The organism is Mycolicibacterium aurum, from assembly GCF_900637195.1.
In the GTDB taxonomy this organism is placed as follows: domain Bacteria; phylum Actinomycetota; class Actinomycetes; order Mycobacteriales; family Mycobacteriaceae; genus Mycobacterium; species Mycobacterium aurum.
On the sequence record NZ_LR134356.1, the window covers coordinates 422,421 to 447,086 of the forward strand.

The 24,666-nt window shown below is 68.3% G+C and carries 22 protein-coding genes; 12 read left to right on the forward strand and 10 right to left on the reverse strand.

The window, feature by feature from the left end; all coding sequences use genetic code 11:
• The first annotated feature begins 15 nt into the window (after nucleotides 1-15).
• Nucleotides 16-219, forward strand: coding sequence for an excalibur calcium-binding domain-containing protein (locus EL337_RS01995; protein WP_048632459.1), 204 nt, complete (start codon nucleotides 16-18; stop codon nucleotides 217-219).
• On the opposite strand, the gene EL337_RS02000 is transcribed toward EL337_RS01995, so the two are convergent.
• Both EL337_RS02000 and EL337_RS02005 read right to left on the reverse strand, forming a co-directional pair.
• Nucleotides 216-986, reverse strand: coding sequence for an SDR family NAD(P)-dependent oxidoreductase (locus tag EL337_RS02000; RefSeq protein ID WP_370737157.1), 771 nt, complete (start codon nucleotides 984-986; stop codon nucleotides 216-218). The two genes, EL337_RS01995 and EL337_RS02000, sit on opposite strands and share 4 nt — an antisense overlap.
• Nucleotides 987-1,005: 19 nt before the next feature.
• Nucleotides 1,006-2,235 carry an FAD-dependent oxidoreductase gene (locus EL337_RS02005; protein ID WP_197724169.1) on the reverse strand — a complete coding sequence of 410 codons (1,230 nt, stop codon included), beginning with the start codon at nucleotides 2,233-2,235 and terminating at the stop codon, nucleotides 1,006-1,008.
• Nucleotides 2,236-2,351: 116 nt separating this feature from the next.
• Here EL337_RS02005 and EL337_RS02010 point away from each other — a divergent pair, with 116 nt between their 5' ends.
• The 8 genes from EL337_RS02010 (at nucleotide 2,352) to EL337_RS02045 (ending at nucleotide 10,566) form a co-directional block, all read left to right on the forward strand.
• Complete coding sequence (locus EL337_RS02010; RefSeq protein ID WP_048632613.1) at nucleotides 2,352-2,594, forward strand: hypothetical protein; 243 nt, start codon at nucleotides 2,352-2,354, stop codon at nucleotides 2,592-2,594.
• 32 nt (nucleotides 2,595-2,626) lie between these two features.
• A complete protein-coding gene (locus EL337_RS02015) occupies nucleotides 2,627-3,154 on the forward strand; it encodes a hypothetical protein (protein WP_232786794.1) in 528 nt (175 codons plus the stop codon).
• A gap of 113 nt (nucleotides 3,155-3,267) precedes the next feature.
• Nucleotides 3,268-5,175 carry a prolipoprotein diacylglyceryl transferase gene (locus tag EL337_RS02020; protein ID WP_126316474.1) on the forward strand — a complete coding sequence of 636 codons (1,908 nt, stop codon included), beginning with the start codon at nucleotides 3,268-3,270 and terminating at the stop codon, nucleotides 5,173-5,175.
• A 92-nt stretch (nucleotides 5,176-5,267) separates the two neighbouring features.
• Nucleotides 5,268-6,383 carry an ABC transporter ATP-binding protein gene (locus tag EL337_RS02025; protein WP_048632455.1) on the forward strand — a complete coding sequence of 372 codons (1,116 nt, stop codon included), beginning with the start codon at nucleotides 5,268-5,270 and terminating at the stop codon, nucleotides 6,381-6,383.
• A complete protein-coding gene (locus tag EL337_RS02030; protein WP_048632454.1) occupies nucleotides 6,380-7,567 on the forward strand; it encodes an ABC transporter substrate-binding protein in 1,188 nt (395 codons plus the stop codon). Before EL337_RS02025 ends, EL337_RS02030 begins: the two co-directional genes overlap by 4 nt.
• Entirely contained in the window at nucleotides 7,567-8,415 is an 849-nt protein-coding gene (locus tag EL337_RS02035) for an ABC transporter permease (protein WP_048632453.1), read from the forward strand. Before EL337_RS02030 ends, EL337_RS02035 begins: the two co-directional genes overlap by 1 nt.
• Complete coding sequence (locus tag EL337_RS02040; protein WP_048632452.1) at nucleotides 8,415-9,215, forward strand: ABC transporter permease; 801 nt, start codon at nucleotides 8,415-8,417, stop codon at nucleotides 9,213-9,215. Before EL337_RS02035 ends, EL337_RS02040 begins: the two co-directional genes overlap by 1 nt.
• A gap of 40 nt (nucleotides 9,216-9,255) precedes the next feature.
• On the forward strand, nucleotides 9,256-10,566 hold the full coding sequence (locus tag EL337_RS02045) for an HNH endonuclease signature motif containing protein (RefSeq protein ID WP_126316476.1): 1,311 nt from the start codon (nucleotides 9,256-9,258) through the stop codon (nucleotides 10,564-10,566).
• A 12-nt stretch (nucleotides 10,567-10,578) separates the two neighbouring features.
• On the opposite strand, the gene EL337_RS02050 is transcribed toward EL337_RS02045, so the two are convergent.
• Both EL337_RS02050 and EL337_RS02055 read right to left on the reverse strand, forming a co-directional pair.
• A complete protein-coding gene (locus tag EL337_RS02050; protein ID WP_048632451.1) occupies nucleotides 10,579-11,811 on the reverse strand; it encodes an esterase/lipase family protein in 1,233 nt (410 codons plus the stop codon).
• A gap of 79 nt (nucleotides 11,812-11,890) precedes the next feature.
• Nucleotides 11,891-13,849, reverse strand: coding sequence for a lipocalin family protein (locus EL337_RS02055; protein WP_048632450.1), 1,959 nt, complete (start codon nucleotides 13,847-13,849; stop codon nucleotides 11,891-11,893).
• 115 nt (nucleotides 13,850-13,964) lie between these two features.
• Here EL337_RS02055 and EL337_RS02060 point away from each other — a divergent pair, with 115 nt between their 5' ends.
• Complete coding sequence (locus EL337_RS02060) at nucleotides 13,965-15,437, forward strand: MFS transporter (RefSeq protein ID WP_048632449.1); 1,473 nt, start codon at nucleotides 13,965-13,967, stop codon at nucleotides 15,435-15,437.
• Between the two features lie 21 nt (nucleotides 15,438-15,458).
• Here EL337_RS02060 and EL337_RS02065 read toward each other — a convergent pair whose 3' ends face one another.
• Nucleotides 15,459-16,976 (reverse strand): GMC family oxidoreductase, encoded by a 1,518-nt coding sequence (locus EL337_RS02065; protein ID WP_197724170.1) that lies wholly within the window; start codon nucleotides 16,974-16,976, stop codon nucleotides 15,459-15,461.
• A gap of 26 nt (nucleotides 16,977-17,002) precedes the next feature.
• Nucleotides 17,003-17,869, reverse strand: coding sequence for a dioxygenase family protein (locus EL337_RS02070; RefSeq protein ID WP_048632448.1), 867 nt, complete (start codon nucleotides 17,867-17,869; stop codon nucleotides 17,003-17,005).
• A gap of 110 nt (nucleotides 17,870-17,979) precedes the next feature.
• Here EL337_RS02070 and EL337_RS29220 point away from each other — a divergent pair, with 110 nt between their 5' ends.
• Nucleotides 17,980-18,075: a MerR family DNA-binding transcriptional regulator gene (locus tag EL337_RS29220; RefSeq protein ID WP_327405944.1), complete on the forward strand. Its 96-nt coding sequence runs from the start codon at nucleotides 17,980-17,982 to the stop codon at nucleotides 18,073-18,075.
• Between the two features lie 152 nt (nucleotides 18,076-18,227).
• On the opposite strand, the gene EL337_RS02080 is transcribed toward EL337_RS29220, so the two are convergent.
• The 3 genes from EL337_RS02080 to EL337_RS02090 all read right to left on the reverse strand — a co-directional run bounded on the left by EL337_RS02080 (nucleotide 18,228) and on the right by EL337_RS02090 (nucleotide 20,781).
• A complete protein-coding gene (locus EL337_RS02080) occupies nucleotides 18,228-19,055 on the reverse strand; it encodes an alpha/beta fold hydrolase (RefSeq protein ID WP_083443070.1) in 828 nt (275 codons plus the stop codon).
• 36 nt (nucleotides 19,056-19,091) lie between these two features.
• On the reverse strand, nucleotides 19,092-19,793 hold the full coding sequence (locus tag EL337_RS02085; protein WP_048632447.1) for an alpha/beta fold hydrolase: 702 nt from the start codon (nucleotides 19,791-19,793) through the stop codon (nucleotides 19,092-19,094).
• 331 nt (nucleotides 19,794-20,124) lie between these two features.
• Nucleotides 20,125-20,781: a GntR family transcriptional regulator gene (locus EL337_RS02090; RefSeq protein ID WP_048632446.1), complete on the reverse strand. Its 657-nt coding sequence runs from the start codon at nucleotides 20,779-20,781 to the stop codon at nucleotides 20,125-20,127.
• 95 nt (nucleotides 20,782-20,876) lie between these two features.
• Between EL337_RS02090 and EL337_RS02095 the strand changes: the two genes are divergently transcribed.
• Entirely contained in the window at nucleotides 20,877-21,884 is a 1,008-nt protein-coding gene (locus EL337_RS02095) for a 1-aminocyclopropane-1-carboxylate deaminase (RefSeq protein ID WP_048632445.1), read from the forward strand.
• On the opposite strand, the gene EL337_RS02100 is transcribed toward EL337_RS02095, so the two are convergent.
• On the reverse strand, nucleotides 21,856-24,648 hold the full coding sequence (locus EL337_RS02100; RefSeq protein ID WP_048632444.1) for an AAA family ATPase: 2,793 nt from the start codon (nucleotides 24,646-24,648) through the stop codon (nucleotides 21,856-21,858). The two genes, EL337_RS02095 and EL337_RS02100, sit on opposite strands and share 29 nt — an antisense overlap.
• Nucleotides 24,649-24,666 lie beyond the last annotated feature (18 nt).

Here is a 24,666-nt window from a genome sequence, read left to right on the forward strand (position 1 = left end):
CCGCTACGGAGTCCCATGTCCCGCAGGCTTCTCCCCGCCGCGTTGCTCGCCCTGTCCGCCGCCGTCGTCTCCGTCGGAGTTGCCACCGCGCAGCCCGCGGCGCCCTTCCCCAACTGCTCGGCGGCGCGTGCCGCGGGCTACTCCGACATTCCGTCCAGCTCGCCGTATTACGGCACCTGGCTGGACAGGGACTCCGACGGCGTCGGCTGCGAAAGCTAGAACTTGAGGTAGCCGCCGTCGATCCGCAACACGTCGCCGGTGTGGTAGGTGCTGGCGGGGCTGGCCAGGTACACCGCGACGCCGGCGACGTCCTCGGCCGCACCCCACCGGCGCACCGGAACGCGGGGCAGGACGCGGGAGCTGAAGCGCTCGTCGGCAAGGCCCTCCGCCGTCATCTCGGTGTCGAACCAGCCGGGCTGAATCGTGTTGGCGCGGATGCCGTGTCTGGCCAGTTCGACGGCAAGGCTGTCCATCATGGACGTCACCCCGGCCTTGGATGCCGCGTACGCGGGCTGGCGTGGCATGCCCTGCAGCGCGCCCAGGCTCGACACCCCGACCAGGCTGCCGCCGCGGCCCGCCGCCACCATCTGCCTGGCGGCTTCCCGTAGCGTCAGGAACACCCCGTCGAGGTCAACACGGGTCACCGAGCGGAACTCCTCCAGTGAGGTGTCGAGCACCGGCGTGAAGCGGCCCCGTACTCCCGCGTTGGCGAAACACGAATCGAGCCAGCCGAATTCGTCTCGGACGCGGGCCATGGTGGCGGTGACGGCATCTTCGTCGGTGACGTCGCACGCCAGCGGCAGCACGGGGTTGCCATGGCCACGAAGGGACACCGCCGCCGCGTCCAGTCGTTCGGCGTTGCGCCCCACGATCACGACGGACGCGCCCGCCCGGGCCAGTCCATCGGCCATGCCCAATCCGAGGCCGGATCCGCCTCCGGTGACGACGGCCACGTGGCCGGTGAGGTCGAACGGATTGACGTCAATTCTGGTCACAGCCGTGACCTTACTTGGGTGGCCTCCGTGCGAACGCAGGTGCGCGTTCGGGCCGGATCCCGACGCCGACGAGGTAGGCGGGGATGACCGTGAGCCACGACGCGTGTTCGACCGCCCAGACCGCGGCCGGTGGGACGCCGCCCGTGCCGCCGCGCAGGATCGGGCCGAGCAGCCGCTTGTCGACCTGAACCTGCAGCGCCTGCGTCACGGCCGTGGGCACGATGCGGCGCCGCCGTACTGCGGCCAGCTCCCGGCCGGACACGGCGCCGCGCCGTAGCGGTGCGGCCAGCAGTCGTGCTGCGGCCACCCCGTCCTGGATGGCCACGTTGATCCCCACCCCTCCTGCGGGTGACATCGCGTGGGCCGCGTCTCCGATACACAGCAGGCCGTCGATGTGCCAGCGGCGCAATCGATTCAGTTTCACGTCGAGTGTCTTCACGTCGTCGAGGCTGATGATGGCCTCGACAGTGTCACCGGCCTCGGGCAGCAAGGCCAGGACGTCGGCGCGGAACGCGTCGAGGCCTCGGGCCCGCTGTTGTGCGTCACTGCCTTTGGGGATGAGCAGCGCGATCTGCAGGTAGCCCTCCCGGGGAATGACGATCATCGCCTTGCCGGGGCTGATCCGGGGAACCAGCGTGTAGATGGAGTCGTCGGCGGGCCGGGGCAGCCGGAACCACCACACGTCGAAGCTCACCGGGAACTCGCGGAGTGGCAGACGCGCGTCGCGCCGGATCAGCGACCCGCGACCGTCGCATGCGATGGTCAGGTCGGCGCGCAGTTCGCCCTCGCCATCTGCGTCCCGGTAGCGCACGCCCGCGACCCGTCCGGCGTCGCGCACCAGGCCGGTTGCCTCGGTGCTCATCCTCAGCGTGAACGTGGGTTCGGCCCTGCCGGCCTCGGCGAGCAGGTTGAGCAGGTCCCACTGCGGAACCATCGCGATGTAGGGGTGTGGCTGCCGCAGCCGGCCGAAGTCGACCATCGTCACCCGGTGGCCGGGGGAGACGTCGATGGTGGCCTGCGCGAGTCGGCTGTGGGGCAGCGCCGCGAACTGGGGCCACAGCCCGAGCTCGTCGATCAGCCGCAGCGTCGTCGGATGGACGGTGTCGCCCCGGAAGTCGCGCAGGAAGTCGCCATGCTTCTCCAGCACCGTCACGTCGATGCCCGCACGGGCCAGCAGCAGACCTGCAACCATGCCCGCCGGCCCGCCACCGACGATCGCGCAGGTGGTCTTCGCGCTCACCCGGACATCGTGACGCACCGGCCCGGGGTGTGCGCGTGATCTGCGGACTCGCCGCGAAGATCACCGCACCGGCGTACCGTGTCGGCCATATTGTCGCCTGCGTCAGGAGGAATTCGATGCGCACACTCGTCATCTCGGGCGCGGCAGCAGCGATGCTGCTCGGTGCCGTGGGGAACGCCGGACTCGCGAATGCGGGGCAGGCGACACTACCGACGCTTCCGGATCCGGTGGTCCAGACGCTGCCGAAGGATCCGGCGGCACAGCTGCTCGACTGCTACGGCACCACCGGCAACATGGGCTGCGGTCCCGGCTGGTTCTGGCGGGACGGCTGGCGCGGCTGGGCGTGCTACCCGTGCTGAGAGTGAAGGTCGACACCACGATGAAGAGAAGCGTGACCGCAGCGGTGGGCGCCGCGGCAGTGATGGTCGGTGTCTCCCTGGGCGGATTGCCCTCCGCCGCAGCGCAGCCCGTCGACTACGGGACGCTTCCGGTCAATCCGAACGTGGTCACCGACTCGTCGGCGTGGGTGGCCGTGGCCCCGGTGCTCGATCCGCAGGGGCAGCCGGGTGTCCAGACCGTCTTCACCCATCGCGACGGCAGCCGGACGGTGACGGACACCATCCTGGTGCTCGACGATCCGGCGGCCGCCAACTCGGCGATGACCCAGGGCCGCGGAACGCTGGCCGGCCAGATCGCCAACGCCGCAACGCAGCCGGCCCCGGTCGGGGTGGGAGGCGAGATCACCACCGGTACCTCGCCGGACAACAGCCGGTCCATCGCCGTGCTCACGTTCACCGAGGGCAACACCTTCACGACGATCGAGTTCGAGGGCGCTGTCACCGATCCGGTGCCGCCCGACCTCGTGATCGATTACGGCAAAGTGCAGGCCGGCGCGATCGCGGACGCGCTGTCCGCCTGATCGACGCTCCGCCACACCCAACGGCGAACACGTGCCGCCGAACTGAATATTGTCTGGAAGTTCTTCGCCGGGCACACGAGTAGGCGCTGTGCCCGTGAGGTCAGGGGAAAGCGTTGTCCGGTTCAGCAAAGAGACGGAATCTGCCAGTACTTCGGTGGCTCCAGGTCGGTGCGGTCGCCGCCGGCATCGGAATCGGGTTGGCCGCCGCGCCGGGGACCGCGAACGCCGACGAGGGTGGCGCCGGATCTGCGGCGGACTCGTCGGTGAGCGGATCCGTGGGGCCCGCCGCCGCGGGGCCGTCCGACACCGACCACGCCGACGAAGACTCCGGCGAGCAGGACACCAGCGAGTCCGAGCCTGCCGAGGACGACGACGAGGGACTGTCGGCGGACTCGACCGAGGACGACGAGCCCGCCGAGGAGCCGGCGACCCCGGACGACGTCCAGCCCGACGGGACCGCATCGTCGGACTCCGACGCCGCCGACGTATCGACCGCGGTCGTCACCGGCGACACCAGCGGTGCGAACCGCGATGTTCCTCCGCCGGAGGCGGACGAACCGCCGAGCGGCGACACCGCGGCCGAACCCGTTGCGGCCGAGACGCCCGAGGATGGGGTGCTGTCCACCGGCCTTGCCGCGCCGGCGTCCGTTCCCGCCCTCGCTCCGCCCTGCGGGTGTGACGAGCCGACGTCGGTCATCGAGCGGATCAGCGTCGACCTCGACCGCAACCTCACCAGCGCTGCGTACTGGCTCGCAACTCACCCGCGTGTTCCATTCGGGCCTTTTCTCGAAGGCGCGGTGTATCTCGTTCGCCGCACCCTCTTTCCGGCGAGCGTCGGGGTGATCACCTCACCGATCACGGTGCCACTGCACTTCACACCGACGACCTCCAACTCCGGCGAGGACAAACTCGGTATCTACGTCGCGATCGGCGGTTCCACCCGACCGGTACTTTTCGAGTTCGATACCGGCTCATCGGGTCTGTATGCGGCCTACGCCAGCGCCGTGCCGGACAACTCGCCGTGGTGGGGTGACAATTCGAGGACCACGACGACGAAGGCGACTGTCGTCTTCGACAGCGGCCTGGTCTACCAGGGCCTCACCGCCAAGGCTCCGGTGTCGCTGTTCGCGTCGGACGACAGCTGTGCGGCGCTGCTGAATTCCGGACGGGTGTACGTCGGGCAGATGGACCAGATCGGCACAACGACCGCACCCGACGTGTACTGGAACCCGCGCGGCGAGCCCGTTGGCGGCCCGCCGCCGATCGAGGGCGCGTTCTACGGCGACTTCGGGATGTCGTTGAACTACAAGAGCGACGACATCCTCAATGTCATCACGCAGTTGACCTACGGGTGGGGCGTGCGCCCCGGTTTCCGGGTGCACCTCGATCCCGTCGCCAAGCAGGCGTGGGTGCAGATCGGGCTGACGAGGCGCGACCTGCGCGCGCCCGATGCGATGTACTTCGACATGGTGGGTGATCCGCTCGCGCCGAAGAAGGCCCGAGTGCCGCACAGCGGGTTGCAGTATTACGCGCTCCAGCCCTTCGACGCCACGATCAACATCATCGACCGCGACGGCAAGCTCGTCATCGAGGACGAGGGCACCCCGATCCTGCCCGACACCGGCGCCAGCACCACGATCCACAACACCCAACTGAGCGGGCACCCGAGCGAGAAGGAGTACAAGGACCAGCTGGTCGACTGGAAAGAGGAGTACACCAAGGGCAAGCTCGTCGATCGGCTCCCCTTCTTCCTCACCGGCACAACCACTTCGGGGCAGTCGGTGACGTTCTTCTCGTTCACCACCGACAGCTCGATCGACGGCGGCCGGGTGGACGTCCAGAACTCCGATGCCTCGGATCCGGGGGCGACCGACAAGTACTACCTCAACACGGGCATCTCGTTGTTCGACGAATACGACGTGATCTACTCGCTCGGAAACAGGCGCGGCGGCGGCACGCTCGGACTGCTCGCGAACGGCATCGAGGCGTCGGAGCGGCCGCGTCGATCCACGACCACCTGACCGATCGCGTCCATCGACCTGCTTCGCCGGAGCGTCACGACGGAATCCGCGCTTGAACTGCGGTATGGCAACGGTATTCGTAGGATGCCTGAATGTCATCCGGAACTGTCGCCTCAGCCCGCGGTGCGGAACCCGAGGGTGACGCGGCGGTGCCGCAGATCGAGCTGATCGGCGTCCGCAAGGAGTTCGGCGGCGGCGTCGTCGCGGTCGAGGGCGCCGACCTGTCCATCGGCGACGGTGAGCTGTTCGCGATCCTGGGGCCGTCCGGCTCCGGCAAGACGACCCTGCTGCGGTTGATCGCGGGATTCGAGGCACCGACCGCAGGCACCATCAAGCTCGGCGGCCAGGACGTCACCGCACTGCCGCCGGCCCGGCGGGACACCAACACCGTGTTCCAGCAGTACGCGCTGTTCCCGCACATGTCCGTCGCGCAGAACGTGGAGTACGGCCTGCGTGTCCGCGGGGTCGGCAAGGCGGAACGGCGGCGCCGCGCCGCCGAAGCGCTGGAGATGGTCCGCCTTTCCGGCCAGGTGGCGCGCAAGCCGGGCGAGTTGTCCGGCGGTCAGCAGCAGCGCGTCGCACTGGCCCGCGCACTGGTCGGTCGGCCCCGCGTCCTGCTGCTCGACGAGCCACTCGGCGCGCTGGACCTGAAGCTGCGCGAACAGATGCAGGTCGAGCTCAAGGCGATTCAGCGCGAGGTCGGGATCACCTTCGTCATCGTGACCCATGACCAGGACGAAGCGCTGACGCTGTGCGACCGTCTCGTCGTCCTCAACGACGGTCGCATCGAGCAGATCGGTGCCGCCCGCGACGTGTACGAGAACCCCGCCAACAGGTTCGTCGCCGACTTCGTCGGTACCTCGAACGTGCTCGACGGCGAGGCGGCCGCTGCGGTGCTGGGCACTCGCGGGACCTTCGCGATCCGCCCGGAGCGCATCGAGGTCCTCGACCGGGGCGCTGCAGTGCCGGCAGCGCACCGCGCCGTCGACGCCGAGGTCGCCGAGGTGGTCTATGCCGGTCCCACCACCCGGATCGCAGCCACCGTCACCGGGGCCGCGGGCCTGAGCTCCCCGGTGCGTCTCACCGCGACCCTGCTGTCCGCGGAGGCCTCCACCGCCATCGCGCACGGCACCCCGATAGTCCTCGCGTGGCCCGACGCCGCGGTTCTCGACCTCACCGATGAAAGATCAGAAGGAGTAGGCCCATGAGATATCCGATTCGCCGTCTCGGCATCGCGGTGGCGGTGGGCACGCTGCTGCTCGCAGGCTGTTCGAGTTCGGAAGACGCCGGAACCTCCGGAGCGCCACCAGAACTGGAGCAGGCGACCGCCGTCGGCGACGGGGAGGGTGAGCTGAATCTTGTCGCGTGGGCCGGCTACGCGGAGAACGGCTCCAACGACCCTGCGGTCGACTGGGTCACGCCGTTCGAGCAGGAGACCGGATGCAAGGTCAACGTCAAGATCGGCAACACGTCCGACGAGATGGTGCAGTTGATGCGGACCGGCCAGTACGACGGGGTGTCGGCCTCCGGTGACGCCACTCTGCGGTTGATCTATGCCGGCGATGTGGCTCCGGTCAACACCGAGCTGACGCCCAACTATGCGACCGTGGTGCCGTTCCTGAAGGACAAGCCGTGGAACTCCGTCGACGGTCAGATGTACGGCGTCCCGCACGGCTGGGGTGCGAATCTCCTGATGTACAACGCCGATACGGTCACCCCACCCCCGGATTCATGGGGTGCGGTGTTCCCGGGCGCCCCCGAATTCAAGGGCAAGGTGACCGCCTACGATTCGCCGATCTACATCGCCGACGCGGCGCTGTACCTGTCGAAGACGAAGCCTGAGCTTGGCATAAAGGATCCGTACTCGTTGACCGCCGAGCAGCTCGATGCCGCAACCGAACTGCTCAAGCAGCAGAAGGAGAACATCGGCGAGTACTGGTCGGACTACACCAAAGAGGTGCAGGCGTTCGAGTCCGGCACGACGGTGATCGGCACCAGCTGGCAGGTGATCGCCAACACGATCGAGGCCGACGGCAAGGTCAAGATCGGCACGGTCCTGCCCAAAGAAGGCTCGACCGGGTGGTCGGACACGTGGATGCTCGCAGCCAAGGCTGCCCACCCCAACTGCATGTACAAGTGGATGGACTACATCATCTCGCCGGAGGCCAATGCTCAGGTGGCCGAGTACTTCGGTGAGGCGCCGTCGCAGACCAAGTCCTGCGCGTTGACCTCTGACAAGGCGCACTGCGCCACCTACCACGCCGATGATGCGGACTACGCTGCCCAGATCCATTACTGGACAACGCCGCAGACCAAGTGCGTGGACGGTAGCGGCGACAACTGCACGAGTTACGACGAGTGGGTCAACAAGTGGCAGGAGATCAAGGGCTGATGCCCTCCCCGCCGGCGCCGCGGACGCGGGAGAAGGCGGCGCTGGCGGTCTTGTTGGTTCCGCCGCTGGCGTGGCTGGTGATCGCCTACCTGGGATCACTTGCCGTGCTGATGGTCTCGGCGTTCTGGACCACCAACAGCTTCACCGGCGCGGTGGTGCACAAGTTCACCACCGACAACCTGGTGCGGGTGGTGACCGACGACGTGTTCCGGGCTGTGACCGTGCGGACCGTCGGGGTGGCGCTGGCCGTCACGGTGTTGTGCGCGGTTCTGGCCGTCCCGCTGGCACTCTTCATGGCGAAGGTCGCATCGCCGGCGATGCGGGTGGCGCTGGTGGTCGCTGTCACCACACCACTGTGGGCGAGCTACCTGGTGAAGGCCTATGCATGGCGGATGCTGCTCTCGCCCGAGGGCGGGCCGCTGGCATGGGCCACCGGGTGGTCCCCGGGGTACGGGTTGGTCGCGACCGTGATCACGTTGACCTATCTGTGGTTGCCCTACATGGTGATTCCGGTGTTCGCCGCGTTCCAGCGGGTGCCCGACGCGCTTCTGGATGCCAGCTCTGATCTGGGAGCCTCGGATGTCACCACACTGCGTCTGGTCGCGGCACCCATGGTGTTCCCGGGGATCGCAGCCGGATCGATCTTCACGTTCTCACTGTCGCTCGGTGACTACATCGCGGTGACGATCGTCGGCGGAAAGACCCAATTGCTGGGCAACGTGATCTACGGCCAGTTGGTGACGGCCAACAATCAACCGATGGCGGCGGCGCTGTCGTTGATCCCGTTCCTGGCGATCATCCTGTATCTGGTCGCGATGCGGCGCACCGGCGCATTGGAGAACGTCTGATGTTGTCACGTCGGCTGCAGGCCTCCACGCGGGCGTGGACCGTCCTCGTCCTTGTGTTCATCTACGCACCACTGGCGTTGGTGATCGTCAATGCATTCAACACGTCGAAGTCGTTCGCGTTCCCGCCGCAGGGATTCACGCTGCAGTGGTGGCGAACCGCCTGGCACAGCGAGGGGATGTGGACGTCGCTGGGCAATTCGGTGGTCGTCGGGCTGGCGGCCACGGCGATTGCGCTGGTGCTGGGCACCATGGTCGCCTTCGCGGTTCAGCGCTACAACTTCTTCGGCAAGCAGACCGTCAATCTGCTTGTGGTGCTGCCGATCACGTTGCCCGGCATCGTCACCGGCATCGCGCTCAACGCCACGTTCACATCGGTGCTGGGGATCACGCTCGGAATGGCGACGGTCATCGTGGGTCACGCGACGTTCTGCATCGTCATCGTCTTCAACAACACCCAGGCGCGCCTACGGCGGCTGGGCACCAGCTTGGAGGAGGCGTCTGCCGATCTCGGAGCGTCGACGTGGCAGACGTTCCGGTTCGTGACACTGCCGATGATGCGCGGCGCGCTCGTGGCCGGCGCGATCCTGGCGTTCGCACTGAGCTTCGACGAGATCGTCGTGACGACTTTCACCGCGGGCCCGTCGGTGCAGACACTGCCGATCTGGATCTTCGGGAACATGTTCCGCCCCAATCAGGCCCCGGTGATCAATGTCGTCGCGGCGGCGTTGACGATCCTGGCGATCGTGCCGGTCTGGCTGACCCAACGCATCGGTGGTGATCCCGCAGGAACTCGCATCTAGCGATCCGAAAGTTGTCGGACCCTTGTGGTGTGATGGTGTTATGTCGTTGGCGGCAACATCTTTGGGACCTAAGGAGCGTCTTGAGGTGTTGTTCGAGGAGTTGTCGGAGTTGGCGGGTCAGCGTAATGCGATCGATGGGCGCATCGTCGATATCGTGGCCGAGCTCGATGGTGAGCGGTTGTGGGGGATGACGGGGGCGAAGTCGATCGCCTCGTCGGTGGCGTGGAAGCTGGGGGTCTCCCCGCGTAACGCCGAAACCATCGTCGCGGTGGCTGATCGGGCCGAGCAGTTCCCGCGCTGTACTACCGGCCTGCGCAAGGGCTGGTTGTCGCTGGATCAGGTGGGGGTGATCGCTGAACGCGCCGGTGACGGCTCCGATGACCATTATGTGGGGTTGGCGCGGTATGCGACGGTCACCCAGCTGCGCACCGCGGTCGCCCAGGAACTCCCACCCGAACCCGACCCTGACCAAGGCGACACTGACGACGAGGACGGGGACGAGGACGACGACGAGGGCACCGACGACGGGCCTGGTCCGGATCCCGGTGCGTCCGGGCAGTCCATCACCAAGGTCACCGAGGCGGGGTTCACGACGTGGCGGATCCGGCTGTCGAACCTGGAAGCCGCCGCGTTCGATGCGGCCCTGTCGGCGCACCGTGATGCCCTGATCGCCGAGTGGAAAGACGACCGCCGGATCGAGGGCCGCGACGGGGCGGGCGTGGCGCCGTTTCCGAGCACCCTCGATGCGTTCACCCGGCTGGTCGAATCCAGTTGGGATGCCGAAGCAGCCCGGCGTCCGCACGGCCAGCACACCACCGTGGTGGTGCACGTCGATGTGGAGACGAAGGTCGGGGCGTTGCATCTGGGTCCGGTGCTCACCGATGAGCAGCGCCGCTACCTGGGCTGTGATGCCACCTGTGAGGTGTGGTTCGAACGCCACGGTCAGGTCGTCGGGGCGGGGCGGGCCGCCCGCACCGTCAGCCGGCGGCTACGTCGGGCGTTGGAGCTCCGCGACCGTTGTTGTGTGGTCCCCGGGTGCGGGGCGACCCGCGGCCTGCACGCGCATCATCTGGTCCATTGGGAAGACGGCGGTCTGACCGAGCTGGACAACCTGGTGCTGGTGTGTCCGTTCCATCATCGGGCGCATCACCGCGGCGTCATCACGCTCACCGGCCCGGCGCATACCCTGGTGGTCGCCGACGCCCGAGGTCGTCCACTCAGCGGGGCCTCCCTGGCTAGGCCACCCACCACGCCACCACCACAGGTCCCGCCGTACCGCGGACCGACCGGCGAACGCGCCCAATGGAAGTGGTACCACCCCTACCGCAGACCACCACCGACGACCAACTAGTGTGGCCGGTGCTCAGGACGACGACGCACCCAGCCACTGCTGCAATTTGGCGTAGATGTCGGGGTGGTTGAGCAGGTCGAAGTGGTGCAGCCCTGTCAGCGTCAGGCCTGCATCGTCGGCGAACGGGAGCCGCCGGGTACGGCCTCGACCCGAGGCGCTCGACGGGCGCACCAGATGGTCGCCGAACAGCAGGCCGACGGCGGCCGGGCCTGCTGAGGTTGCCACGAAATGGTATGTGGCAGAGGGTAAGAACGGCACTTCGCGGCACCGGTCACGTAGGAACTCGTCGGGGTCGGCCTCAGCCCAGTCGTCGTCGAGCAGAGCCCCGAAGCGGAGATCCTTGATGCCGTCACTTCGCAGATTGAGCAGCTCGGCGACTGCTCTGGTCTCGCCCAGCTTCGCCATGGCCCAGGTCGCGGCGTTGACACCCTTCTCCAGGTCCGCGCCCAGGTGGGGGGAGCCGAGGCACACGACCTGACGGGTGCTGCGGGTCCACCGGCGATTCTGGTCGTGGCCGTAGTGGCATGCGCTGCGCGCCACCAGGCCACCCATCGAGTGACCGACCAGCGCGATGCGCCGTACGGGCACCGGCCAGATCTCGACCAGCCGGGTGAGAATCTCGTCGAGCTGGTGGCCGTTGGTCGAGATGTGCAGCCCGGTGTTGTACCGGATCTCGATCGGCGTGAACCCCAGGTCGTCGTGCAGGCGGTCCCCGTAGGACCTCGGGTCCGGCTCCGTGGTGACGGGCCGCGGTGGCCGCCGCCAGGACGACTCCGTCTGACAGAGTCCGTGCACGAACACAGCGAGCGACTCGGTCGGGCAGGGGTAGGCCCCGGCGATGGCGTCAGGTGTCAGTGGCACCGGGCGCCCGGATACGCGCACCGACATCGGCGCGGCCAGGGGGCTCCCACGCTCGGCGAGTTCATCGCCGTAGATCCCGTTGAGCGCCGCGATCGCGTCCGCGATCCCCGGACGTTCGTCCAGGGCAGGGTCGTCGTCGAAGGCGAGACCCGCGGCGGCTACCGAACTCAGCGCGGGCGGCAGGCGCTGACCGGCGATGCCGAGCGCGTCGTACACCGTGCCGGCGATCGCGTCATGCACCATTTCGACGGGTCTGGCCGCGGGTCCGATCGCGGCGAACACCCGTCCCGCGATGCCTTTGTGCATGCCGCGCACCAGGGTGTTGAGGACTGTGAGGCCCTCCGCGGCGACATCGCCGAGGGCGTGCATGTCGGCTGTGCGCATGTCTGCTCCGAGTGATTCTCAGTGAACAAGTGTTCTCCGAGAATAACCCGTGAGAGCCGAATCGAATCGTGCGTCGACCTCAGACCGAGATGGCGGTGGCCGGCGCCGCCGCCGGCTGGCGGGTCGGGGTGATGCGCCCCTTCACGCCGTTGACCGAGGCCCGGTCCAACAGTTCCTGGTAGAAGTCCGCGGAGACGATCGGGTCCCGGGTGAGCAGGAACCCGCTGAAGCCGGTGGGGTCGGTGACGACGGCCCACTGGTAGTCGGGGTCGAGGTCGACGATCCAGTAGTTGCCGGGCGGCCTGGCCGATGCCGCCCCGAAGAAGCGGACGTTGAGCTTGTTGTTGTCGGCATCGACCGGAAGCGCGGACCCGACGATGGTCGCCTTCGGTCCGTTGTTGACGAAGTAGTTGCCGGAGTTCTCGACCTTGATCGAGCCGTCGGGGTTGAGGCCGTACACGGCCGTGGTGTTGACCAGGCCGATCGAGAAGAACTGCTTGACGCTGCCCACCTCGTACCAGGTGCCGAGGTACCTGCCGAGATCCACCACCGGCGGCGCCGCGAGCACGATCGCGGCTGTGTCGCCCATGACGATGTACTGGTCAGGGACTCCGTAGATACCGTTGCCCGTCAGCGGGGTCAGGCCCTGGTACATGTCGTTGATCCAGCCCGTGGCCAGGGTGTACGCCGCTTGGGTGTTGCCGGCCGGGGAGACGCCGGTGGCCAGCTGCGCGAGGAAGTCGAAGATCGCGTTCCCGCCGATGATCGCGTCTGCGTGGGAGCCGAACGCGAGCGTCGCGCCGACGAACTGGCCCGGACGGGCCGCCACCAGCTCCTTGGTGGAGGCCCCGTTGGAATTGAACGGCTGAGGCGGCGCAGCGACTTGGTAGACCGGGACGAAGGGGTCGTCCAGCTTCGCCAGGGCGCTGGTCAGCACGCCGTAGAAAGCGAAGCCGTCGAACATGACGACGCCGCGCAGGCTGCCGGCGCCGGCGACGTCGGTGGTGTAGTAGCCGCCCACGGAGGTGGCGAAGCCACCGCCTGCGGAGTGCCCGGACATCACGAAATCCTCCGGCAGCGCGCCCACAAGGCCTGCGGTGGTGGCGCTGGCGGTCAGCGACGCGCGGTCGCCGAGAAACATGGTCGCGACGGCCTCTTGCAGCGGTGCGCCGTTGATCCAGCAGGCGGAGCAGGCCAGCGGGAACGACGAGATGTTGGGTACCACGATGACGCTGTTGGTCTGCTGCGACAGCGTCTGCGCCAACTTCGACATGGACGCCTTGTTGCCGAGGAAGCCGTGCTGCAGCCAGATCACCCCGGTCGCGGCCACGGAACCGTCTGCCTGGGTGGGCAGGTACCAGTCCGCGCGGGTGGTGTACCCCCGGGTGCCGACGGGGATGGTCAGCTTCGCGTGGCCGGTCTGGACGCCGGTGACCGTGGCGGGGAGCGCCGCTTGGGCCGCAGGGATTGCCTGGGTGCGTGCGTCGGTCTGCGGTGTCGCCGGCTCGGGTGCCGTGGGCGCCGCGGGCGCGGAGTTGCCGGACGTTGCGGAGGTGGCAGTGGACCCGGTGGATCCGGTAGTCGGCACATCCTCGACCACCACATCGGCCAGGGCTGTCCCCGACGGCGTGTCCGTTCCGGTCGGCTCGTCGCCGGTCGCCTCAGGATCGTCCGCCTCAGTCTCCGCGCCGGCCACGACCTCGGCCTCGGTCTCGACCTCCGCGCCGGCCGCTGTCTCTGACTCGGATTCCGCGTCGGCGGTCACGGAGCTGGCCGCACCCCGGCGCTTCGTCGAGCCGGGAACCGTCGCCGGATCGTCCGCTGAATCGGCCGACGTGCTCGTTTCTTGCTGGTCGGCGGCGCTCTGGGACGCCGATTCGCCGGCCGATGGCGTACCGGACTTCGATGCCGTATTGGACGAATCACCGCCACTGGAGGTGTCCGTGTCGGCCGCGGCGACGCCGTGCCCGACCCCGAGGGCAAGGCATGCCCCGGTACCCATGGTGCCCAACCAGATTGCCCAACGAGTTGACGTCACCGGCGCAATGTAACCGCGGGTAACGGCTCCGGGAAGCAAATTGTCCCGGACGTCAGTGAGTTGTCACGAGTGCGCGCGGGCGGGTACCCGCAGGTGCGCCGACTAGGGTGACTGGGTGACCGGGGTGGAGATGGGCACGGCCGCCGGGCGCTGGGTCCTGCTGGCCACGGTGCTGGGGTCTGGCCTGGTGATGATCGACGGCACGGTGGTCAACGTGGCGTTGCCGCACATTGGTGCTGATCTCGGCGCGGGATTCGGCGGCCTGCAGTGGGTGGTCAACGCCTACACCCTCACCTTGGCGTCGCTGATCCTGCTCGGCGGGTCTCTGGGCGATCAGTTCGGGCGGCGTCGGGTGTTCCTCATCGGTGTCATCTGGTTCGCGCTCGCATCGATCGCATGCGGATTCGCGCCCAACGTCGAGGTCCTGATCGCGGCGCGCGCCCTGCAGGGTGTCGGCGGTGCGCTGTTGACCCCGGGCAGTCTGGCACTGATATCGGCGTCATTCCACGGCACCGACCGGGCAGCAGCGGTGGGTGCATGGTCGGGTCTCGGTGGCATCGCCGCCGCCATCGGACCGTTCCTCGGCGGTTTTCTGGTCGAATGGAATTGGCGCGCTGTGTTTCTCATCAATGTCCCGCTGGCTGCGGTCGTGGTGGTGGTGGCCATGCTGCGGGTGCCCGAAAGCCGCGATCTGGCCTCGCCACGGCGGCTCGACCTCGCGGGCGCCGCGCTGGCCGCGGCCGGTCTGGGATTGCTGACCTACGGCCTCACGGAGCTGGGCAATCATGGACCCGCCCCGGCTGCCCTGGTGTCCGTCGGTGTCGGTGTGCTCACACTGGCGATCTTCGTTCTGGTGGAACGCCGCTCCACGCATCCCCTGGTGGCTCCGAAGCTGTTTTCCAACAACAACTTCCGAGTGTCCAACGTCATCACACTGTTGATCTACGGTGCGCTGGGCGCGGTGTTCCTGCTGTTGGTCCTGCAGCTGCAGACCGTGTCCGGGTTCAGCCCGGTGGCGGCCGGCACGGCACTGCTGCCCTTCACGGCCGTCATGCTGGTGTTCTCCTCGCGCGCCGGAGCGTTGTCGAGCCGGATCGGACCGCGGGTGCCGATGACGGTCGGTCCGTTGATCGCGGCGGCGGGGCTGCTCCTGATGTTGCGGATCGGCCCGGACGCATCGTGGATCCTCGACGTCGCCCCCGCGGCGCTCGTGTTCGGCGCAGGCATGGTCCTGGTCGTGGCTCCGCTGACCTCGACGATGCTGGACTCCGCGCCGGAGAACATGGCCGGTTCCGCGTCGGGGGTGAACAACGCGGTGGCGCGGGCAGGTGGCTTGTTGGCGGTGGCCGTCCTGCCGGGGTTGGCCGGCATCAGCGGCGCCGACTACGCCGATCCCGCCGCCTTCGATGCGGGGTTCCACACCGCCGTCATCATCTCGTCGGTGTTGATGTGCGGCGCTGCGGTATTGGCGGCTGTCGGCCTTCGCCGCCGGGAGCCGGCGCGCGGTGAGGGCAGGATCGCGGTGGAGAACTGCACCCACTGCGCCATCACCGGGCCGCCCGCGCATCCTGCCCACGAGAGCAGTTGACAGGAGCGTGGGCGGGGGTGATCAGCGGATCAGGTCGGCCGCCTTCTCTCCGATCATGATCGTTGCGGCATTGGTGTTCACCGGCATGATCCTGGGCATCACCGATGCGTCGGCCACTCGCAGGCCGGTCAGTCCGTGCACCCGCAGATCCGGTCCCACCACTGCGTCCTCTCCGGTGCCCATCGCACACGTGCCGACGGGGTGGTAGTAGGTGCCGGTACCGCGAGCGACGAAGTCGCGCAGCGCCGCCTCGTCGCTGGCATCGGGTCCGGGGAGCACTTCGCGACCGCGCCAGGGCGCGAACGCCTCGGTGGCGGCGATCTCGCGAGCCACTCTGACTCCGTGGATCATTCGGCGTATGTCCGACTCCACGCCGAGATAGTTCGGATCGATCAGTGGCGGTGTGGACGGATTCGGCCCGGCCAGCCGGATCGAACCGCGCGCATCCGGAACCATGGCCACCGCCAGCGTGTAGCTGTTCGGCGGAGCGGTCAGGTGCGGCGGGTGAAACGGCACGTGGATGAACATCAACTGCATGTCCGGGCCGGCCAGTGCGGCGTCGCTGCGCCACAGCAGCGACGATTCGGCGTGGTTGGTCTGCGCGGCCGGAATGGGGTGCGTCGCCTCGTAGACGACCCCGCACAGCGGATGGTCGTGCAGGTTACGGCCCACTCCGGGCAGGTCGTGGATGACACCGACACCCGCGGCGTGCAGTTCTGCGGCGGGGCCGATGCCCGACAGCAGCAGCAGACGTGGTGAGTCCACCGCGCCGGCACTGATCACCACCTCGGCTTCGGCATAGGCCGTCAGGTCACGCCCGCCCTGTACGAAATCAACTCCGACACAGTGGTTCCCCACAAATCGCAGTCTGTGCGCGCGGGAGTCCGTCATGACGGTCAGATTCGCCCTGTCGCGCGCGGGGTGCAGATAGGCAGCGGCAGTGCTCTGCCGGGTCCCTCCCGTGATCGCGAGATCGTGCCAGCCGACGCCCTCGGTCTCGGCGCCGTTGAAGTCGTCGGTCTGCGGGAAACCCGCGGCGACGGCGGCGTCGATGAACACCTGGGATAGTGGATTGGCCACTTCGGGCGCAGCGGGCGCGGGAGACATCGGGCCGTCGGTGCCACGGTAGCGCGGATCCCCGCCCCGGACCGTCTCCATGCGCCGGAAGTAGGGCAGAACCGACTCGTAATCCCAACCGACACAACCGGACTTGGCCCAGCCATCGAAATCGCTCTGGTGCCCCCGCAGGTGCACCATCGCGTTGATGCTGCCGCTGCCTCCGAGTGTGTGCCCGCGCGGCCAGTTGTGGGCGAAGCCCGCGGTGCCCGGCTGTGGCACGGTGTCGTAGGAGTAGTCGACCTCGGTGCCCCACAACGCCGGCCATGCCGGTGGTGCGGAGATCTCGGGTCTGGTGTCGGGTGGTCCGGACTCGAGCAGCAGCACCTGGACGCTCGGGTCCTCGGACAGCCGTGCGGCGATCACGCTCCCCGCCGATCCGGCGCCGATCACCACGTAGTCGTACTCGCTGAAACGCATCATCTTCTGAATCTCTTTCGTTGCTCGGATCAATGTGTGGCTGCCTGCTGCAGCACGAAGTCGTAGTGCGCCCGCAGCCAGGGCGCGTCGGAGGACCCCCCGTCGGGGGTGGGACCTGGTGGGTGCCGTTCGAACTCGACCACCAGGTCGGACTTGGTGCTGAACACCACGTCTGAGTCGAGGTACGGTGCGCCCTCCTCGAACAGATGGGTGACCAGCGGCTGGCAGCCGGGAGCCGTGATGAGGAAATGAATGTGCGCCGGGCGGTAGTGGCTGATGTCGGTGCGCGAGATCAGCTCGCCGACAGGGCCGTCCATCGGAATCGAGTAGCCCAGCGGTGCGATCGTCCGCACGCAGTAGGCCCCACCGGGCTGCGAGGTGTACTTCGCGCGCAGCCGGGTCTCCTCCGCGTCGAGTTGACCCTCGTAGATGCCGTGCGCGTCGGCCTGCCACACGTCGAGCACCGCCCCGTCGACGGACCTGCCGGAGATGTCGCGAACCACACCGGTGATGTACAGCGGTATCCCGCCGATCCCGTCGGCCATGTCGGCGCCGTAGGGCAGCGCGGGTGAGCCCTCGATGTGGAACGGCCCCAGGACCGTGGCCGGGGTGGCTCCCGGGTCACGGTCGTGGTTCATCTCGACGACGAGCATGGACAGTCCCAGCACGTCGGAAGCGAGGATGAACTCCGCACGCTTGGCGTCGCTGATCTGTCCGGTGCGGGCGAGCCACGTCATCGCGGCGGCCCACTCGGGCTCGGTGAGCCGGACCTCGCGGGCGAAGCCATGCAGGTGTCGCACCAACGCCTGCATGATCTCCGACAACCGCGCATCGTGAGCGGTGGCCCACCGCGCCGTGGCGACGGCGGTGATGTCCTGATCGACGGGCGACTGCACTGGGATTTCTCCTCGGAATAAGCGACAGCGCAGAGGCTGTCGACACAGCGCGGCGCTATCTGTTGCGTAGTGGAAGTGGCTGCTCTCCCGCGGGAGCAGGAGGTGGAGGCATGCGTTCGCCGAAGCCGACCATCGGGGAGTTCGCCACGGTGACGCACCTCAGCGTGCGGACGTTGCGGCGCTACCACGAGGCCCGGGCTTCGTGAGCCCTCCGCCGTCGACCCGTTCTCGGGCCACCGGTATCACGGACCCGAGCAGATCCTGACCGCGCAGGTCCACGCACCAGCACCGGCAACTCGACGTACCGCTGGCCGAGGTCCGGTCGATCCTCGCCACCGACGACCCGCAGCGGCGATGCTCATGCGACGGTGGCGCGCGCCGCTTCGCCGATCAGATCGGCGACGGCGTCGGGGTGAGAGACGGTGACGGCGTGCGAGGCGTCGATCTCCACCGTCGTCGATTTCGCCCGTTCCCCCATGAAGCGCATGGACTCGGCGGGGACCGCGAGGTCTGCGGTGGTCACCATGTTCCAGGAGGGGATGCTCTTCCACGCGGACTCGGTGGCCGGTTCGTTCAGGGCGGCCTCGGTGATGGGTCGCTGGGTCGCTGCCATCAGCTCGGTGACCTCCGGCGCCACGTCGGCGGCGAAGACCCTGCGGAACTCGTCCTGCTTGATGTACAGGTCATTTCCCGTGTCACCGTTGGGAAGTGGGAACGGCACGGTGTTCAGCGCCGGGCCCAGCTCACCGCCGGGGAACTTGCCAGCCAGCTCTGAGGTGGTCTCACCCGGCTCCAGGATGAAGCTGGCGATGTACACCAGCGCCTTGACATTCGGGTGCCCGACCGCGGCCTCACTCATCACCGGACCGCCGTACGAGTGGCCCGCCAGCACGACTGGGCCAGGCACGCTGCTGATGACGCTCTCGACGTACTCGGCGTCGCTGTGCAGTCCGCGCAGCGGGTTCGCCGCGGCGATCACCGGGTAGCCGTCGCGCGTGAGGCTCTCGATCACCCCGTTCCAGCTGGAGGAGTCGGCGAACGCCCCGTGAACCAGGACAACGGTGGGCCTGCCCTCCGGAGTGGGCTGTTCCGACGGGGCCTGCTCGGCGGCCGCGCCGCCGCAGCCGGAGAGGGTGGCCAGTGTGGCGCCGACCGTGATGGTGAAGAGTACAGAGGTGAATCTCATTGTTTTCCTTAGCTTTTAATGGGGTACAGCAGGGCTTCAGACGTCGGCCGCGGCCTGGAGGATGAACTCAGCAACGACCTCGGGCTGCGAGGCCGGGAGTGCGTGCGAGGCGCCGGGAACCTCCACCGTGGCACGGGCCTCGGCACGCTCGGCCATGAAGCGGAAGGTCTGCGCCGGGATGGCGAGGTCGAGTTCGGGATAGATGAACCAGGACGGAACCGTCTTCCATGCGGGTTCGCCCGAACCCTCGTTGAACGCCGCGGTGTTGAAAGGGCGCTGCGTTGCGGCGTCCAGTGCGGCCTGCTCGGCGCTCAGGTCGGCACAGACGTGCTGGTGGTAGGCGTTCTGATGCACGTAGGCGTCAGCGGTACCGTCGGCGAGCGGCACCTGGTAGACGTGCTCGCCCAGCGTGGCGCCGGGGTACTTACCCAGCAGATCGGGGGCACTCTCGCCTTTGTCGGGTGCAATGGCGGCGACATAGACCAGTGCTTTGACACCGGTGTTGCCGCGGGCCGCGTTGGTGATGACGGCGCCGCCGTAGGAGTGACCCACCAGCACGATCGGCCCCTGGATGCCGGCCAGCAGGTCTGCGACAGTGGCGGCGTCGGTGGTCAGGGTGCGCAGCGGGTTGGCCGCGGCGATGACGCGGTGGCCGGTGGTGTGCAGGCAGCGGATGACACCGTTCCAGCTCGCGGACTCGGCGAAGGCGCCGTGGACGAGCACGATGGTGGGTTTCACTGGACTGCCTCGTGTTTCGGTGCCGGGACGGTGGCGCGGACGCCGTCATCGGTCCGCACAGTCCACTCTGGCCTGCGCGACGCCGCGGGGAATCAGTCATCCGACTACGAATACGACCGGTACTGGAGGGGGCCGGTGCAGTCGTTCGACGTAATTACCCCGGTTCGGCTTGCCCTACGACGACTGCTTGCGATATATTGCATATCGCTTATCGGCAGCAGGCCTGGATGGCTCGTCTCCCGTCGCGGGACGCGTCGATGACGGAAGGGTCGGCATGGGGCACAGTATTGTTCGAAGTCGTTGTGCCGCAGACCGAGTCACGATCAGCCGGTCAGCCTTCGGTGGCGTACGCGTCCAGGGTCAGCCAGTTCTTCCGGGTTTCGGCCGCGGCGGCCTCCGCGTCACCGGCCTCGGCGAACGCGATGATGCGGGCGTGCTGGGCGACCGAGTCGCGGCCACGCAGCGAGGCGAACCGGATGCGCTCGACCCGCCTAAGTACCGGTGTGTACTGGTCGAGCACCGTCCGGATTGCCGCGTTCCCCGCCCGGTCGACAGGAATTCGGTGGAATGCGTCGTCTGCCGCCACGGCGGCGGCGACATCTCCTGCACGCAACGCCTCTGCGAAAGTCTGGTTGGCGGTGCGCATCCCGGTCAGATCGTCCTCGGTGAGCAGCGGAACCGCCGTGCGCACGGCAAGCTCGTTCATCGCCGCCGTCACCTGCTGCGCGTCGGCCAGGGTGCGAGGATCGATCGGGCTGACGATCGTGTAACGGCCGGGCTTGGTCTCGACCAGACCGGCCGCGTCGAGGCGGGCCAAGGCCTCCCTGATCGGGGTTCGGCTCACCCCGAGCCAGCCGCTGAGCTCGCCGTCGACCAGGCGCTCACCCGGTTCCAGCGTCCCGTCGATGATGGCATCGCGGATCCGCACAAACACGCTGTCGCGCAGCAACTGCCGCCCCTCGGCGGTACTGGCAACGGGAACCGGCATACCTCATCATGCACCGTCGAGCCCGTGCGGCGGGCCTCGACCCGTCGTCAACCTTGCCGACCCGGCCGCTGTGGACCACCCATGGAAGGAAGATCATGCACCTTGCCGACTTCGAGCGGTACCCGTTGCTGTTCGGGCCCAGCCCCGTCCACCCGCTGCAGCGCCTGAGCGACCACCTGGGCGGCGCCCAGATCTGGGCCAAGCGCGAGGACTGCAACTCGGGGCTCGCCTACGGCGGCAACAAGATGCGCAAACTGGAGTACATCGTGCCCGATGCACTGGCCAAGGGTGCCGACACCCTGGTCTCGATCGGTGGCTATCAGTCCAACCACACCCGCCAGGTGGCGGCGGTGGCGGCCCGGCTCGGGATGAAGGCCCGTCTCGTGCAGGAGCGGTGGGTGGATTGGCCTGACGTCGTCAACGACAAGGTCGGCAACATCCTGTTGTCCCGGATCATGGGCGCGGACGTGCGGCTGGACCCCGCCGGATTCGGAATCGGCATCAAGGACTCCTGGGAGACCGCGCTCGAGGACGTCCGCGCGGCCGGGGGCGTGCCCTACGGGATCCCGGCGGGCGCGTCCGAACACCCGCTCGGCGGACTGGGATTCGCCAACTGGGCCTATGAGGTGCAGCGCCAGGAGCAGGAGCTCGACATCTTCTTCGACACCATCGTCGTCTGCACGGTCACCGGCTCGACGCACGCCGGGATGATCGCCGGGTTCGCCGGCCAGGAGCGGCCGCGTCGCGTCCTCGGCATCGACGCCTCCGCGACCATCGACAAGACGCGGGAGCAGGTGGCCCGCATCGCCGCGCACACCGCCGAGCTCATCGGTCTCGGACGGGCACTAGGCGATGACGAGATCACCGTTCTGGAGGGCTGGGCCGGCGACCTGTACGGCATTCCGGTGCAGTCCACCATCGATGCGATCCGGCTGACCGCCGGCCTGGAGGGGATGATCATCGACCCTGTGTACGAGGGGAAGTCGATGGCCGGGCTCATCGACCTGGTCCGCAGTGGTGAGATCGGACCGCAGTCGACGGTGCTCTACGCCCACCTGGGCGGGCAGCCGGCACTCAACGCGTATGCGGGGGCGTTCGGCTGACCGGGACGTCCAGGCCCGGGTGCGCCGACAGCGCGTCCCGGAGCCCGGCGCGCGACGTCACACCCAGCTTGGGGAAGACGCGGTACAGGTGCGCGCCCACGGTGCGGTGTGACAGGTACAGCCGCTCGCCGATCTGCCGGTTGGTCATCCCGCTGGCGGCCAGGTGCGCGATCTGCAGCTCCTGTGCCGTCAACGGTGGGGTGGCGCCCGGCGGCTCGCTCGCCGGCCGGAATCCCTTGGCTCGCAACTCCTGATCCGTACGCGCCAGCCACGGTTGGGCGCCGATCGCGGCGAAGCCCTCACGGGCGTCGATGAGGTGCCGCTGCGCCGAAAGCGGGGTCTTGCGGCGCCGAAGCGCTTCGGCGAAGGCAAGGCGGATGCGGCACGCCTCGAACAACCATCGGTCGGAGGTGGGGGAGGCGAGCAGGCTTTCCAGCCGGGCATCCGCTTCCCCCTCGCCGAGGACCAGTGCCTCCACCGCGCGCTGGATCAACTCCATCCGCGGCGACAGCGCGGCGACATCGGCCTCCCGCATGGCGTGCAGATGCGCTCGGGCATCCTCGTCGCGTCCGGTGCGCAGCGCTGCCTCCACGAGGTCGAACATCACCCAGGTGCACAGCGGGACATAGGGAGTCAGGACGCCGGCCGGGCTCAACGCAGAGGCGTGGCGGAATGCGGCGTCGAAGTCACCCGTGGCCGACGCGGCGAGCGCGCGGGGATGGTGGGCGTAGAGGACAACACTGGCGACACCGCGGGGTTTGGCCCAGTAGGTCATCTCGTCGGCCAGCGAGAACGCCTCGTCGGCGCGTCCGCGGCCGGCCGCGATCAACGCCCGGTTGTACAGGAAGTACCACGAGAAGAAGGTGAAACCGGTTGTCCCACCGAGTTGCTGTCCTTCGTGGGCGAGTTCTTCGGACTCATCCCATCGTCCGCTGAGGTAGCCGTCCAGGCACAGGTGCATCAGCGCGCCGATATGCCTGCGGGCGGCACCGCCGTCTCGGCTTCGATGCACCACCCGCCAGTGTGCTTCGCGCGTGTCTGCCAGACGGTCCAGGTACACCGACGCCGCGCCGACGCGGATGATTCTCGACGGGTCGTCCTCACCCGCAAGTGTGGCGAGGATGCGCTCCAGCTCGGGTGCTGCTGCGGCACCGGTGCGCACCGGGTCGACGAAGGTCTTGCTGGCCAGCGCCAGGATGTCTGGCGGCTCGGGGGTCAGCTTCCGCAACGCGCGGTAGAACGGTTCCCAGTGGGCAGGGGTGCAGGCGTACCAGGACAGGAGCAGCAGCGTATGCATCGCTTCGATCAACGCGGTGTCGTCGGCTCGGTAGCCGTGGTCGGTGGTTTCGATGGCGCCCACGAGGAGTCGGTGTGCGGTATCGACGTCCCCGTTGGCGTTGAGCATCAGGAACGTCGCGGCATTCGCCGCATGTAGCGATCCGCTGGAGTCCGTGCCTGCTCGTCTGGCCTGTGCCAGAAGGCTTTCCGGGTCGACGATCTCGCTGAGGTTGCCGCCGGATTCGGCCCCGATGTAGGCGGCCTCGGCGAGCCTGCGTCCCCGGCCCGCGGTGGTCGTGCTCAGTTCGGCTGCGCGGACGAGCGCCGACACAGCGCCGAGACCGTCGCCGCGGAGCATGGTCCGGCGCGCCACTCGGTCGAGCAGCACGGCCGCCGCCTCGTCCGGTCCGACCGCGGCAGAAGCAAGATGCCACGCTTGCCGTTCCGGGTCGCCGTGCAGTGAATCGGCCAGCACCAGGTGGGCGTGGCGCCGTTCCTCATGAGTGGACATGGCGACGATGGTCGATCGAATCAGCGGGTGCCGGAACGTGATTCGGGAGGCGCCGTCGTCGACGTGCACCAGTTGCGCCCGCTCGGCCGGAGCGAGGTCGCTCAGGCCGGGCTGCTCACCGGCCACGTTACGCAGGACGCGAACGTCGCCGCCGCTGTCGAACGCGGTGACCAGCAGCAGTTGACGGGTGGGCTCGGGTAGGGCCGCGATGCGGGCGGCGAACATCTCGTGCAGCCGATCGCTGAGCGGTACGACGTCGGGCTGGTCGACGGTCAGCGTCGCCGGTCCGGTCAACGTGTCAGGAAGCTCCACCAGCGCCAGCGGGTTTCCCCGGGCCAGGTCGAGCACCCGTTGGCGCGTCCCCGGCGACAGGTGAGGGTAGTGCTCGTCGACCAGTTGCTCTGCCGCCCCCTGGTCGATCGGCCCGACGAGCTGCTCGGTCAAGCCCCGCCGGTCGATGAAGCAGTCGGCGCCGGTCCGGCACGACATGACAAGCCCGATCCGATGACCCGCCACCCGTCGGGCGATGAATCCGAACACGACCGTGCTGGCGCGGTCGAGCCACTGGAGATCGTCGATCAGTATCAACAGAGGGTTCTGCTCGGCGGCCGCGACGACGAGGGACAGGGCGGCATTGCAGACGAGCAGTTCACCGGGCGGCGGGCCGGGGCCGAATCCGAGCGCAACCGACAGGGCGCCCTGCATGCCGGGTGGAAGACGGCTCAGCTCGTCGCGCAGCGGGAGCAGCAGCTGGTTGAGCCCGGAGTAGGTGACGTCGGCCTCGAACTCCGATCCCGACGCACGCAGCACCTGCATGCCGGCCGCCTGGGCCTGGTCTGCCGCCGCGGCGAGCAGGGCGGATTTGCCGACGCCGGGTTCGCCGCGGACCAGCCGGGTGTCCCCGGTGAGTTGCGCCCTGGCGAGGAAGCGCGCGATCCGCTCGAGCTCGATGCGCCGACCGAACAGTTCCGCCATGCCTCCCGCACCCCTCAC